The following is a 13,512-nucleotide window of genomic DNA, read 5'->3' as shown; positions in this document are numbered from 1 at the left end:
ACCGCCGACGCCACGCTGATGATGATGGCGACCTTGGCCGCCTTGATCATGGTGGCCATCGCGCTCTCGCGCGATTGCCCGGTGGCGATGCGGTAGCCCAGGATCAGCACCCACAGCGTGGTCACCGTTTGCGCGATCGTGCTGACCCACCTCATAGCCCGCTCCATCAGCTCAAGACCGCGCTTTTCAGGTCTAGAGCCGGACGAAAAGCAGGCTAGTGCGGTGACGGCTTGCATACGCATCGCGCTCCATGCTGCAAGGACAATGGTTCTCAGAGTACACGTGCAGGCGAGGGCTGGGCCATCTCCTGGGATCGCTGGCTGTCTAGCGCCTGTGACTGGCGCAGACTTTCCTGCACGGGCGGTACCTCGGCTGCCAGATCGACCTTGGCGCGGAATCCCGGCGTGTTGCCGACGATCCAGGCGTTGCCGTCCTGCACGGTGACGCTGCGCAGCTGGTCGACGTCGACGATGCCAGCGCGTTTGGCCTCGACGATGGCATGCATGGCCACGGCATCGGAGGTGCCCTGCGGCAGCTTGCTGTGGATGGAGCGATACAGCGGATCATTTGACATGGCAGCCGCGCCCGGATCTACGCAGCGCTCGGGGGAATTGCCCAGGGGCAGCTTCCAGCCAGGGGGCACATACACAGTCTTGTCTTCGCGCTCCATGCGCTGCTGCGTTTCCTTCCAGCGCTCGGCTGCCATCTCGGCCGCACCGGCACCGGGGGCCAAAGGGCCGCGCAGATGATTGATGCCATCTGCCACGTTCATGGACTGCAAGTGGCGTGATGCCAGGGTCAGGCCGCCCCGCAGCAGCGCTACATCGTCGCGGTACTTGTCGATCATCGGCGCATATTGCTGTGCCAACTGCTGCGATTTGGGATCTTCCAGCACCGAGCGATCCGGCTTGCCGTTGGCATCCACCGGGAGGAAGTTATGGATGCGGTGTGAGTCACCGAGCGGGATGGCTACAGCTGGATTGCGCGCATCCAACACGCCGGGGGTATTTTCGTAGCCAGCCTTTTCCAGCAAGGCGATCTCTCGGGACGAGGCATAGACCCTCACCTGACCGTAGTGCTTGCTTGCAGCACTGACTGCATCGCCAGCCATCACATGATTGACTACATCGGTGCCGCCTTCGGGGATGCGCCGGTCTAGGCTGACGGCGCCGTAGGCGTTGAAGGTCTCGCCCTTTAGGCCGTAGTGATGTGCCGTGACCTGCGCCAAGTCGCCGCCAAGCGAGTGGCCGGTGACGGTGACTGCCGGGGCCGCTCCATCCTTGCCTATTTTTTGCGCATAAGCGAACGCGTGTTGTGTCAGTTCAAGCGCATCCTCCACCTGGCGGTTATGACGTGCTGCAACCATGCCACCATCCGCGTGGGCACCATCTTGTTTTGGTTGACGCTCGAATTCTGTTCCTCGATGAGCAACGATAATTTCGTTTGTGTCGATCCGTTGATAAATGATGCCCTGGTAGCCGGATGCGCTATCGGCATACTCCAGGCGGCGATAAGAAATTCCACCAATATCTACTGGGCTGCTGTTCGCTCCGACTTGCTCGGGGCGGTCGTAAACATCCTTCGAAAGCGCTGCATATTGCTGGCTTGTGAGGCTCATAACTGAACCCTCTCTGCAGTCAAGGTGACTTTGAAGATGTTGTTTCGCGCGTCATCATTGAATTGATCGACAGAAAGTCGACCGCCATCCGGGAAGTTTTCCATATCTTCCTTGGGGTAACGACCTTTCCAGAAATAGGTGATCTTGGGTGCTGAGCTATGAATCTCGCTCTTGAAGAGGACTGGCTGAAATCGTGTTTCCTCTTTCTTTCCAGTGGCTTTCAATGAGATGCCAACTCCATTGAGTTCAAATACGCACATGCCCTTGCCGTAGTAGTCTGCATCGACTATGCCATCGGCATAGATCGTCGCCACATAGGTGGATGCATCACGCTTCTCGAAGTGTATGGGAATTGCATCCTCTTTTTGCTTTGTCGACATGCCCAGCGAACGATCAAAAGGCGTGCAGGCATCGCGGTTGGTCATTTCGTAAAACGCTGTGCCTGAGATCCAGTCAAAGGGCCCTGGCGCATCTTCAATCATCATGGTGATGCGATACGCCTGCACTGGATGCGGGTTCTTCCGATAGACCGGATCGGTGTCGACGTTGTAGGGGGACGAGGGTTCGCTGGGGGCATTCATGGGCTTGCATCCTGCAAAGAAGAAAGGCATGAGGAGAAAAGCGAAACGGCCGACAATCTTGGGAGTCATGGAGATGCTTCTGCTGCCTGCGGAGATTGTGCAATGGAGATGCGCAGTCTAGGCGCGCATGGTGCTATCTGCACTAATCCAACATCGAGCCAGCGCGGTGACGTGAAATGGCAGGATCGGCAGAGGTTCGAAGCCAGCCATAGATCAACACGTTAGATGTGAAACGACGCGCCAGTAGCAGGGGCGTCGGTGAACCAGCAATCGGTGGGCATGCCCATCGCGTAAAAAGGTGAAGAGATCGTTGATCTGGTAGGGGCCAATTCGTAGTGACCACCAGCAGGGTCCACGCGGGGAAGCTTATAGTAGTGCTACAGAAAACGATCTTAGTTAAATTCTCGAAGGATCTCGTGAATACCTTCTAGTTGATTGGGGACTCTCTATTCGTGAATTTAATTTTCCCATGTAAATTTATTTATATTTTATGAGTCTAATAATTTTCAAAAATTTGATCCGAGCAATTTGAGTAAATTACTCTGCACTCACCGTTGTTCAGGGATGTGCAATTTTTTTCAGCTTCAGCCTTGACTTTCTCAGGCTCCGGGCCGCTGTTGAATTGCAGTTTTCCTCCGGAAGATTTCCCATCTTTATGAGGCTCTGCAACCGCTGCACATTGGTTAAAATAAGTAGCCTAATCTCGACAATCTTTGCCGCCGGCTTTTGTGCAGCTCAATATAGCAGCCTTCTTGGCTTTGTTCTTTGAAAGCTCACCGGTAGCAACCCCTACTGCGCCTGTTTCAGATTCATCAAGCGCAACAGCTCCCCATGTTTTGATCCATTTTCCTAAAGGGCGCGGTTCTCGGTGGCCTCCACCTCCTTGCGGAATCGGTGCGCATGCAGCGGCACCTTGTCCGCCAATTGGGTATTGGCCAGGAGGGCAGCCTTGTTCTGCTCTTGCTGAAAATACAATTGCCAGAAAGAGCAGTGGCGCCAATTTAGCTTGCATATCAATTAATCTCTTAAATGTCGGTACTCTTTAACCTAAGCAGAACTGCTGTCATTTCTCAAGGCGTTTCCCCTAGATCCTGACACTGGCGTAGATTCAGCGCCGCCAGATGGACCGAGCGGCCTGTTCGCAACCGGAGAGTTGGTCGGAGATGTATTCTTGAGACGTTTCATTTGTGGTTCTAGCAGCCTGCTGCGGCATATACGACCCAGCCGGCTGCCTCTGGGGTCCAGGGCTTGCTGCAGTCCCGAACGCGGAGTAGGCCATGAACGTGCCCATATTGCCCTGCCATAGCGCGGCGGCGAGGTCGGTATGGTGATGATGCGCATGGTCATCATAAAGCTGATGTCGCCCTAGCGCTGGGTCCGACTGGACAGCACCTCAGCACTGTCCAGGGAAAGCTTTATAGCTGTTCCTCTAGAGATGATGATAAATCAATAACTTTTAAATACTGGCTCTGAACATGCTGAATAGAGAGTTGCGCACTTAAGTCCGTTCGCTGAAATACACCCATCTATAGCTCTATTTTGGACGTCCTCCAACGAAGCTCCTCTAGCAAAATATGGTGCGCCGGGTACGTCTCTGCTATCTTTTTGAGGCCCAGCTATGGCAGCGCATTGGTTCTGATAGCTTGCCCAGGCTTTACAGTTAGTCCCTCCGCCTTCGGAGCACTTGGTAAGCGCATCTTTTTCTGCTTCACGCTTGGAGAATTTTCCTAGCGAAACACCGAGAATTCCATTTTGAGGGTCGTGTGCGACTGCTCCCCACGTTTTTATCCACTTACCTATCGGTTTAGGGTCGTGTTGGCCAGAACCACCCTGAGGAATCGGGGCGCATGCCGCCACCCCTTGTCCCCCGATCGGATACTGTCCGGGTGGGCAGCCTTGTTCTGCCGCTGCCGAGAATGTAGTGATTAAAATCAGAAAAGATATAGTTACATTGAGGTTCATAAAAACTTCTTTCTGGCGAAAATGAAGGTGTTTAAATACTATTATCTCCATTTCTGCTGGCATTTCCCCGCGAGCCGGCTACTTGAATGGGTGTCGAATTAGTGTTGCCAGTGATTATTTTATTGGTGCTCGTCGAGTCTGCACCCCGCTCTTCACCCGGGTTGCTATTTCTTGCCACCTGCGCTGGCATATACGACCCAGCCGGCTGCCCTTGGGGTCCAGGAGCTGCTGTGTTGTTGAACGCCGAGTAGGCCATGAACGTGCCCATATTGCCCTGCCATAGCGCGGCGGCGATGGTGGGGACGGTGACGATGAGCAGGGTCATGATCAGGCCGATGCCGCCTTGCTGCAGGGCCTGGCTGGAGAGGCCTTCAGCATTGCCGAATTTAATGAACTTGACCGCCCAGTAGGTCGCGGCCACCTTCGCAGTGAACTTGAGCACCATGGCCGTAACCACCGACAGCATGGCCATCGAGAACAAGGTGCCGATGAGGTAGAACAGCCACTTCTTGAACAGGTCCTTGGTCTGGTCGAAGACCAGCGCNCTTGCTCTTGCGCATCGTTGGTCTCCTTGATGGCTAGTGTGCCCGGAGACCTCTAACTATGGATGGACCAATTTTACGGGGAGCTGACAATAATAACCTTGGCGGTATTTCGCGAGAGAGGTGAAGCTGACGGTCGATGGGAGCAATGACGCTAGTAGTATGAGACTATCCATAAAATATTATTTTATTGGAAAAGTGATATTTAGTAGGCTTTGAATACTTGTTCCGAGCAATTCGAATAAAGAATGGTGCATGTAAGACCGCCTGAAGATGTGCAGTCGTTTTCCGCTTTGCGTCTCACGTCTTCAAGAGATGGACCCCTAGAAAATTGTAATGCTCCAGCAACATTGACTCCATTTCTTTGCGGGCCTGCAACTGCTGCACACTGATTTTGGTAGCTTGCCCAGTCTTTGCACCTAGTTCCTCCAGCTTCGGTACATTTCATAAGTGCATCTTTTTCAGCATCTCGTTTAGAAAATTTTCCTGACGAAACACCTAGCACGCCATCAACAGGATCATGGGCAATGGCGCCCCAAGTCTTGAGCCACTTGCCGAGTGGGCGAGGAGCTTGATTGCTAGAGCTTCCTTGAGGGATTGGCGCGCATGCCGCTACACCTTGTCCGCCGATAGGGTATTGCCCAGGGGGACAGCCCTGTTCTGCCATAGCAGGGAAGGCATTCATGAAAATGAACGCAAGTAAAAATTTATGTATCTTCATTTGAAAATTCACTGTATCCAATAACTAGGTTGGCTAAGTGGCACTGCCTTCACTTCGGCTGGCATTTCCTCGTGAGCCTGGAGACTGGGTATATGTTGTAGTTGAACCTCCAGCGATTGCCTTAGTAGCGTTCGCCGTCTCTGTGCTGCGCTCATCTCCTTGACTGTTACTTCTAGGAGCCTGCTGCGGCATATACGACCCAGCCGGCTGGCCCTGAGGTCCCGGGGCTGCTGTGTTGTTGAATGCCGTGTAGGAAAGGAACGTGCCCATATTGCCCTGCCATAGCGCGGCGGCGATGGTGGGGACGGTGATGATGAGCAGGGTCATGATCAGGCCGATGCCGCCTTGCTGCAGGGCCTGGCTGGACAAGCCTTCGGCATCGCCGAATTTAATGAACTTGACCGCCCAGTAGGCCGCGGCCACCTTCGCGGTAAACTTGAGCACCATGGCCGTGACCACCGACAGCATGGCCATCGAGAACAAGGTGCCGATGAGGTAGAACAGCCACTTCTTGAACAGGTCCTTGGTCTGGTCGAAGACCAGCGCNACCACCGACAGCATGGCCATCGAGAACAAGGTGCCGATGAGGTAGAACAGCCACTTCTTGAACAGGTCCTTGGTCTGGTCGAAGACCAGCGCCAGGATGAAGATCGGCCCGATGCCGATCAGGAAGGCCATGGTGAACTTGAACAGCAACAACATCGCGCCGGCGGCCATCGGTGGGCTGGCGGTGCCAAAGCCCGCCAGCATCACGGCCCTGCCTTTTTTCTCCAGCATCTCCGGCTCGCTGGCATCCACCCGGACGGCATCCAGCGCCGCCAGGGCGAGCTGGGTATAGGCCAGGTTATCGTCGATGGCATCCTCAGCGGTGCTGTCGTCGTCACCGGTGAACAGACCGTGGATTTCCTTGTCCAGGTTTTGGGTCATGGTCTTGTGCAGCATGGCTCCATTGGCCCCGACCGCCGACGCCACGCTGATGATGATGGCGACCTTGGCCGCCTTGATCATGGTGGCCATCGCGCTCTCGCGCGATTGCCCGGTGGCGATGCGGTAGCCCAGNACCGCCGACGCCACGCTGATGATGATGGCGACCTTGGCCGCCTTGATCATGGTGGCCATCGCGCTCTCGCGCGATTGCCCGGTGGCGATGCGGTAGCCCAGAATCAGGATCCAGAGCGTGGTTACCGTCAGCGCGATCGTGCTGACCCACTTCATGGTTTCCTTCATCAAGTCGAGGCCGAACTCCTGGATTTCCCGATTGAAATAATCGCTGACCAGTTTGAAGAAAACGAAGTCGCCAAGGTTGGCGTCCGCCAGCGGCTGCAACCAGTTCATCCCGCCCTGAAAAAAAACGTCCATTGCTGTCTGCCTATGTACCGTGATGAGGCTTTGGTTGCCTGCTAATTCATTTACTTGGACAGCGCAATCTTTAACGCAGCTGCCTGGATGACCTGCCCGAGGATGTCGCTCTTGTCACCTTCCAGCGCGCGCTTGGCCAGCAGGCTCTGGTCATCTTTGAGGCCTGCGATGTAGATGTCATAGGCCTTCATCCTGGCTTCCCAGTGGGTGAGCTCCATCGCGTTGCGTGCCGCATAACGCTGAATTTCGTTGTCGTTCGCAGCGAGCGCACCCTCCTTGTCTCCCACCTTATCGCGCTGGCGTTGCAGACGTTCGAAGTCTCTGGAACGTTCCACCAGGCGCTGGATCATCAAAATCGCCTCGTTGTACTGTGAGTTTTGCGCAATCACAATTTGCTTGCAGATTTCGTTTTGCGTTTTCTGCAAATTGTCGCCAGTAAGCGAATCCAGAGAAATCGGCATCATTTTTTCAAAAAGGCCGGCAATGCCGGAAGCTCCGGGACAGTAGGCGTCCAGCCCGTGATTCAATTTGCGCGTGACAAATTTGTTTTCCAGTTCAGGCTCATTGAACTGCAGACGCTGCCACTTGATGAGCTGCTGCTGATAGTGCTGCAGCTGTTGTTGATACTGCTTGGCCGTGTCGGTCCATCGCTTGGCCTGTTCCGCATACTCCGCGATATCCTTCGACTCTCCCGTCGGGTTAGTGACGACCACTTGCGCATTGGCAGGCCCCACGCACAGCCCAATGGTTAGCAGCAGGCCGGCGGCAAGGCGGGAAATCGGATGGCGGAGGCGGCGGGGACGTGCGGTCATGGCGAGTCTCGTCGATCTTTGCGGTATAGATAGTTGGCAGGAACAGTGCAGCGGGAACAGAAGTGAAGGCCGCTTGCTTGGTCAGCCAGCAGCGCTGGCGTTATAAATCATCGGCTCGTCGCGACTGAGTGAGGCCGCTTCTTCAGCGGGCAGGCACCTGCGACAGGGGCTGCCGCCTCGGGATGTTGGAGAGGGTTGCCTGCTGAAGCCATGATCCCTATGCGCGATGAGGCAGGTTTGGTGCGAACTGTGGCACACACTTAACCAAATTTCTACTAATGAGGTAGGGCTGCCCTCCCAGGGGGAGTCGCCCAGGCGCGGCCTGGCTTGCTTTGCCAATTTTTGTAAGAAAATCCCTACAGCAGGTCGCGGCATTTGCCGGCCGGGCACTCTCCTCTGCCGGGCCCGGCGACGGTCAATAGATAGCGGAATTGGCACAGCGCCAGCCGGAACAGGAAAGCATTCCGGTACACGCACTCGCTGGCTTCGGCCGTCGGAATTGGCTGCATCGCTGCGCAGCTCAAGCCCAGCGCCGGCGCTGTCACAATCGCCTAGGCTGGCGGCCGTGCTCCTCTTGTCAGCCCTCCCACTTCGGCAATTTCTTCGCCACCGCCACATTCTTCAGCGCCACATACTTCGGCAGGCCGTCGCTGCCGTAGGCCAGCGGGGCCTCGCCCTTGATCAGCGGGGCGAAATAGCGGCGGGCGCGCTCGGTGATGCCGAAGCCGTCCTTGCGCAGGAAACTGGGCGGCATCTTCTTTTCGTGGTTGGCCACCTTGTGCAGCGGGGCGGGCACGATCTTCCAGCGGTACGGCGCGTCGCTGACGCGTTCGATCACCGGGATCACGGCGTTCATGCCCTTGAGGGCGTATTGGACCGCCGCCTTGCCGACGGCCTGGGCCTGTTCCCAGTCGGTCTTGGAGGCGAGGTGGCGTGCCGAGCGCTGCAGGTAATCGGGCAGCGTCCAGTGCACCTTGTAGCCGAGCTCCTGCTTGACCTGCGCGGCCAGGAACGAGGCCACGCCGCCGAGTTGTGCATGGCCGAACGAGTCGGCCGCCCCGCCGGCATCGGCGACGAAGCTGCCGTGCGCGTCCTGGATGCCTTCGCTGGCCACGACCACGCACCAGCCGACCTTCTCTACCACTTGCTTGACCTTGGCCAGGAACACGGCCTGGTCGTAGGCGCGCTCGGGCAGCAGGATGACCTGCGGTGCATCGTCCGGGCCCTGGCCAGCCAGGCCTGCGGCAGCAGCGAGCCAGCCGGCGTGGCGGCCCATCGCCTCATAGATGAAGACCTTGGTGGAGGTGTCGGCCATGGCGGCGACATCCAGTGCGGCCTCGCGGACCGACACCGCGGTGTACTTGGCCGCCGAGCCGAAGCCGGGGCAGGTGTCGGTCACCGCCAGATCGTTGTCGATGGTCTTGGGCACGCCGATGCAGTGCAGCGGGTAACCATAGGCCTTGGCCAGCTGCGAGACCTTCCAGGCGGTATCGGCCGAGTCGTTGCCGCCGTTGTAGAGGAACCAGCGCACATCGTGTGCGCGCAGCACCTCGAGCAGGCGCTCGTACTTGGCGCTGTCTTCTTCCAGCGACTTGAGCTTGTAGCGGCACGAGCCGAACGCGCCACCCGGGGTCTGCGCCAGTGCGGCGATCGTGGCGGCAGACTCCTTCGAGGTGTCGATCAGCTCCTCGCGCAGTGCGCCCAGGATGCCGTTGCGTGCGGCCAGTACCTTGATCTTGCGTGCGCGCGCCTCGGTGATCACGCCGGCGGCGGTGGCGTTGATGACGGCAGTGACGCCGCCGGATTGGGCATACAACAAGTTGCCAGTGGACATAGGGGGACGGCTCCTCACATGGGACATGGCGCAGGGGACAGTGCCGGGACATTCCCCGGATGCGGTAAGCTGCACGACCATACGGTCAGCGCTGGCGAAGACCTGAGTCTAACGCCGCCAACCGCAACGCGTTTTTATTCGAAAGTGGAGTCCACTGATGCGATTGGTTCTGTTGGGACCGCCCGGTTCGGGCAAGGGCACCCAGGCGACACGTCTCAAAGACACGTTTGGGATCCCGCATATTTCCACCGGCGATCTGCTGCGTGCCGAAGTGGCCGCCGGCTCACCGCTGGGCCTGAAGGCCAAGGAAGTGATGGCACGCGGCGATCTGGTTTCCGACGAGATCCTGCTCGGCATGCTGGAGGCGCGGCTCGGTCAGGCCGATGTCGCCAAGGGGTTCATCCTCGACGGCTATCCGCGCAATGTGGCGCAGGCCAATGCGCTGGACGACCTGCTCGGCAAGATCGGCCAGCCGCTGGATGCGGTGGTGCAACTGGATGTCGCCAGCGAGTTGCTGGTCGAGCGCATCGCCGGCCGTGCCAAGGCCGAGGGCCGCGAGGACGACAATCCCGAGTCGGTGCGCAAGCGCCTGCAGGTCTATACCGATTCCACGGCGCCGGTGATCGGTTTCTACGAACAGCGCGGCAAGCTGGCACGCGTGGACGGGGTGGGCTCGCTGGATGAGGTGCTGGCGCGTATCGGCACCGCGCTCGGTCGCTGAGTCGGGGTGGGCCGGTCCGTGCGTCCGGCCTTTCGCCGGCAATTGCGCGGGCTCGCAACCCATTGATTGCGCAAAAGAAAAACCCCGGGCGTACAAGACGCCCGGGGCAGAATAACGCCAGTAATGAGCTTGCTCAGAGCCCCACAGCATGAGCTCCCTGGGGATTTGGCCTCTTGGGGAGTAGGACCAAAGGGGTGCTGCGACTGGCGTTCAGCATAGTGATGGATGTGACGCAGTTCGCATATCGGGAAAATCCCGACAGCAGGGTAGGGGTTTCCTGACGCTGCGCCCGGCGGTTGCATGGAATGGCCCGCAACTCCGGCGATCGGCGACAATGTGAGCCATGACCAAACTCCACATCCTCGGCATTGCCGGGACCTTCATGGGCGGTGTCGCCGCCCTTGCGCGCGAACTGGGCTGGCAGGTAGAGGGCAGTGACCAGGCCATCTATCCGCCGATGTCCACCCAGCTGGAAACCCTTGGCATCGCGCTGGTACAAGGCTACGCGCCGTCCAATATCTCGGCAGATGCCAGCGATGTCGTCATCGGCAATGCCTTGTCGCGCGGCAACCCGGCGGTGGAAGCGGTGCTCGACGCCGGCCGTCGCTACAGCTCCGGTGCGCAATGGCTGGCCGAGCAGGTGTTGCCGGGCCGCGACACCCTGGCCGTTGCGGGCACCCACGGCAAGACCACCACCACCACCATCCTGAGCTATCTGCTGGACGCCGCCGGGCGTGCCCCGGGTTTTCTGATCGGCGGCGTGGCCGAAGACTTCGGCGTGTCGGCCCGTCTGGGCCAGGGGCGTGAGTTCGTGGTGGAAGCCGACGAATACGACACCGCCTTTTTCGACAAGCGCAGCAAGTTCGTGCACTACCGGCCGCTGGTGGCGATCCTCAACAACCTCGAGTACGACCACGCCGACATCTTTCCGGACGTGGCCGCGATCCAGCGCCAGTTCCACCATCTGGTGCGCACGGTGCCGGCGCGCGGGCGGCTGATCGTCAACGGCGAGGATGCGCGCCTGGCCGAGGTGCTGGCGATGGGCTGCTGGACGCCGGTGGAGCGCTTCGGTTTCGATGCGGCGCTGGACTGGAGCGCCCGCTTGATCGCCGCCGACGGCAGTGCCTTCGCGGTGCTGCAGCGTGGGGTGGAGATCGGCCAGGTGCAGTGGCCGCTGGTCGGGCGGCATAACGTGCTCAATGGGTTGGCAGCACTGGCGGCCGTGCATGCGGTGGGTGTGGATCCGGCGACGGTGATGCCGGCGCTGGCACGCTTTCAAAGCGTCAAACGGCGGTTGGAGCTGCTGGGGCAGGCACACGACATCACCGTGTACGACGATTTCGCCCATCACCCCACTGCGATTGCGACCACCCTGCAGGGCCTGCGCGCGAAGGTCGGTGCGGCGCGTGTGCTGTTGGCGATGGAGCCGCGCAGCAATTCGATGCGGCTGGGCGCGCATGCGCAGGCATTGGCGCCGTCCTTGCGCGATGCCGATGCGGTGGTGTTCCTGCATCGGCCGGAACTGGCCTGGGATGCGGAACCGATCATCGCGCAGGTGCGCGGCGATGCGCACGTGGCGCATGACGTGGAGGCATTGCTGCAGACGCTGGGCGAGATCGCGCAGCCGGGCGACCATGTGGTGTTCATGTCCAATGGCGGTTTCGACGGCGCGCCGCGCCGCTTCCTGGCGCAATTGTCCCGATGACCGACCTCACGACCACCAACGACACCAGCGCCTTGCCGCTGTTTCCGTTGCACAGCGTGCTGTTGCCAGGTGCGGCGATGGGCCTGCGCGTGTTCGAGCGCCGCTACCTGGATCTGGTGCGCGAGAGCGGCCGTACAGGCAGCAGCTTCGGTGTGTGCCTGATCCTGGATGGCAGCGAGGTCGGCGTGCCGGCAACGCCGGCGGCATTCGGCACCGAAGTACGTATCGAGGATTTCGATGTCGGCGCCGACGGCGTGCTGGTGCTGCGCCTGCGCGGCACGCGTCGCTTCCATGTGCGGCGCTCGCGCATCCGCGACAACGGGCTGGTGGTGGGCGAGGTGAGCTGGTGCGAGCCCGACAGCGACGACGAACTGCGGCCCGAGCATGGCTTGCTGGCGACCGTGCTCGAGCGCCTGCTCGAACAGGTCGGCGGCGAATCCGCCTCCGCCGGCCCGGAGCTGCTGGACCAGGCGGCGTGGGTCGGCTGGCGGCTGGCCGAACTGCTGCCATTGACCGAGCAGCAGCGTCTGTCGCTGTTGCAGCAGCACGATCCGCACCGGCGCCTGGACCAGTTGCTCGCCTGGATGCCGTGATACTAAGACGACGGCGCGCGTGACCCATCACCGCGCTTGCACCCCTGCAACGGCACACTCGCCGCGCTTGAGTGCGCTCCCGATGGCATCCGTGCAGTCACTGCGCGCATTGGCGTCACTCGTTATCGATCCACGGAGTGTGCCTTGATCATCGATGTCAAACCGCGTGTGGCGGATGTGTTCAGCCAGGTCTGGCGGACCCTGGCGGTGTTGTTCGTATGGGACGTGTTGATCACGATCATCTACTACGTGCTGCCGTTCCGCGCGCCTGCATTGCCGTTGACCATCTTCGGCTCGGCCCTGGCGTTGTTCCTGGGCTTTCGTGCCAACTCGACCTACCAGCGCTGGTGGGAAGGGCGTGTGCTGTGGGGCCAGATGATCAATGCATCGCGCAATCTGGTGCGGTTGGGCATCAGCATCCTGTCCGCGCCGGAGGCGGCAGCGCTGGGCCGCCGGATCGCGTTGCGCCAGATTGCCTACGTCAATGCCTTGCGTTGCCAGCTACGGCGGCTTCCGGTGGCGATGGCGCTGGAACCGCGCCTGCATGCCGACGAAGTCGCCGCGGTGATCACGCGCACCAATGTCGCCAATGGCCTGCTCGACATCACCGGGCGCGACGTCGAGCAGGCGCGTCGCGATGGCTGGATCGATAGCATCCAGCAAGCCAGTGTCGAGCGCATCCTGGTGGATATCGCCAACGCGCAGGGCGGCATGGAGCGGCTGAAAAATACGCCATTGCCGTATCAATACCGGTTCTATCCGAACCTGTTTACGCGGCTGTTCTGCGTCCTGCTGCCGATCGGCCTGGTGGAGACGTTGCAGTACGCAACGCCGGTGGGGTCGACGGTGGCGGGCCTGATGTTCCTGGCGGTACTCAAGATCGGCGACGAACTGGTCGATCCGTTCGCCAACACCATCCACGATCTGCCGCTGGACAGCATGTGCCGCACGGTGGAGATCGACGCATTGCAGGCAATCGGCGAACAGGCGCCGGAGCCGGTGCAGCCGGTGGATGGCGTGCTGTGGTGAGTGCATCGCGCCTGCACCAATGCGGTTTGTGCGTA

General features: G+C 59.6%; 10 protein-coding genes and 5 pseudogenes. 4 read left to right on the top strand and 11 right to left on the bottom strand.

The features are described from left to right. The 11 genes and pseudogenes from C0541_RS21765 to C0541_RS16360 form a co-directional block, all read right to left on the bottom strand. A pseudogene (locus C0541_RS21765) lies at positions 1–179 on the bottom strand (type IV secretion system protein); the annotation flags it as partial. A gap of 92 nt (positions 180–271) precedes the next feature. Beyond that, positions 272–1,618 (bottom strand): hypothetical protein, encoded by a 1,347-nt coding sequence (locus tag C0541_RS16405; RefSeq protein ID WP_115049923.1) that lies wholly within the window; start codon positions 1,616–1,618, stop codon positions 272–274. Next, the gene (locus C0541_RS16400) at positions 1,615–2,199 is read right to left on the bottom strand and encodes a hypothetical protein (protein WP_115050432.1); all 585 of its coding nucleotides are present in this window, start codon (positions 2,197–2,199) and stop codon (positions 1,615–1,617) included. Before C0541_RS16400 ends, C0541_RS16405 begins: the two co-directional genes overlap by 4 nt. A gap of 496 nt (positions 2,200–2,695) precedes the next feature. Further along, positions 2,696–3,211 (bottom strand): annotated as a pseudogene (locus C0541_RS16395) (DUF4189 domain-containing protein). 434 nt (positions 3,212–3,645) lie between these two features. Next, on the bottom strand, positions 3,646–4,161 hold the full coding sequence (locus tag C0541_RS16385; protein WP_115049921.1) for a DUF4189 domain-containing protein: 516 nt from the start codon (positions 4,159–4,161) through the stop codon (positions 3,646–3,648). Positions 4,162–4,192: 31 nt separating this feature from the next. Beyond that, positions 4,193–4,705: pseudogene (locus tag C0541_RS16380) on the bottom strand (type IV secretion system protein); the annotation flags it as partial. 203 nt (positions 4,706–4,908) lie between these two features. Beyond that, on the bottom strand, positions 4,909–5,424 hold the full coding sequence (locus tag C0541_RS16375; RefSeq protein WP_115049918.1) for a DUF4189 domain-containing protein: 516 nt from the start codon (positions 5,422–5,424) through the stop codon (positions 4,909–4,911). A gap of 33 nt (positions 5,425–5,457) precedes the next feature. Then, a pseudogene (locus C0541_RS16370) lies at positions 5,458–6,483 on the bottom strand (type IV secretion system protein); the annotation flags it as partial. 36 nt (positions 6,484–6,519) lie between these two features. Next, a pseudogene (locus C0541_RS21760) lies at positions 6,520–6,783 on the bottom strand (type IV secretion system protein); the annotation flags it as partial. Positions 6,784–6,833: 50 nt separating this feature from the next. Next, positions 6,834–7,595 (bottom strand): hypothetical protein, encoded by a 762-nt coding sequence (locus tag C0541_RS16365; RefSeq protein ID WP_115049914.1) that lies wholly within the window; start codon positions 7,593–7,595, stop codon positions 6,834–6,836. Positions 7,596–8,172: 577 nt separating this feature from the next. After that, complete coding sequence (locus C0541_RS16360; RefSeq protein ID WP_115049912.1) at positions 8,173–9,429, bottom strand: 6-phosphofructokinase; 1,257 nt, start codon at positions 9,427–9,429, stop codon at positions 8,173–8,175. A gap of 157 nt (positions 9,430–9,586) precedes the next feature. On the opposite strand from C0541_RS16360, the gene C0541_RS16355 reads away from it, so the two are divergent. The 4 genes from C0541_RS16355 to C0541_RS16340 all read left to right on the top strand — a co-directional run bounded on the left by C0541_RS16355 (position 9,587) and on the right by C0541_RS16340 (position 13,477). Next, positions 9,587–10,150: an adenylate kinase gene (locus C0541_RS16355; RefSeq protein WP_115049910.1), complete on the top strand. Its 564-nt coding sequence runs from the start codon at positions 9,587–9,589 to the stop codon at positions 10,148–10,150. A gap of 343 nt (positions 10,151–10,493) precedes the next feature. Beyond that, positions 10,494–11,855, top strand: a complete 1,362-nt coding sequence (gene mpl, locus C0541_RS16350; protein ID WP_115049908.1) for a UDP-N-acetylmuramate:L-alanyl-gamma-D-glutamyl-meso-diaminopimelate ligase — start codon at positions 10,494–10,496, stop codon at positions 11,853–11,855. Beyond that, on the top strand, positions 11,852–12,448 hold the full coding sequence (locus C0541_RS16345; protein ID WP_115049906.1) for an LON peptidase substrate-binding domain-containing protein: 597 nt from the start codon (positions 11,852–11,854) through the stop codon (positions 12,446–12,448). Before mpl ends, C0541_RS16345 begins: the two co-directional genes overlap by 4 nt. A gap of 144 nt (positions 12,449–12,592) precedes the next feature. Further along, on the top strand, positions 12,593–13,477 hold the full coding sequence (locus C0541_RS16340; protein ID WP_115049904.1) for a bestrophin family protein: 885 nt from the start codon (positions 12,593–12,595) through the stop codon (positions 13,475–13,477). Positions 13,478–13,512: the final 35 nt, after the last annotated feature.

This window comes from Xanthomonas arboricola (assembly GCF_003353015.1).
GTDB lineage: Bacteria > Pseudomonadota > Gammaproteobacteria > Xanthomonadales > Xanthomonadaceae > Xanthomonas > Xanthomonas arboricola_E.
The sequence above is the reverse complement of the archived record's forward strand: the minus strand, read 5'-3'. Positions and strand labels throughout refer to the sequence as shown.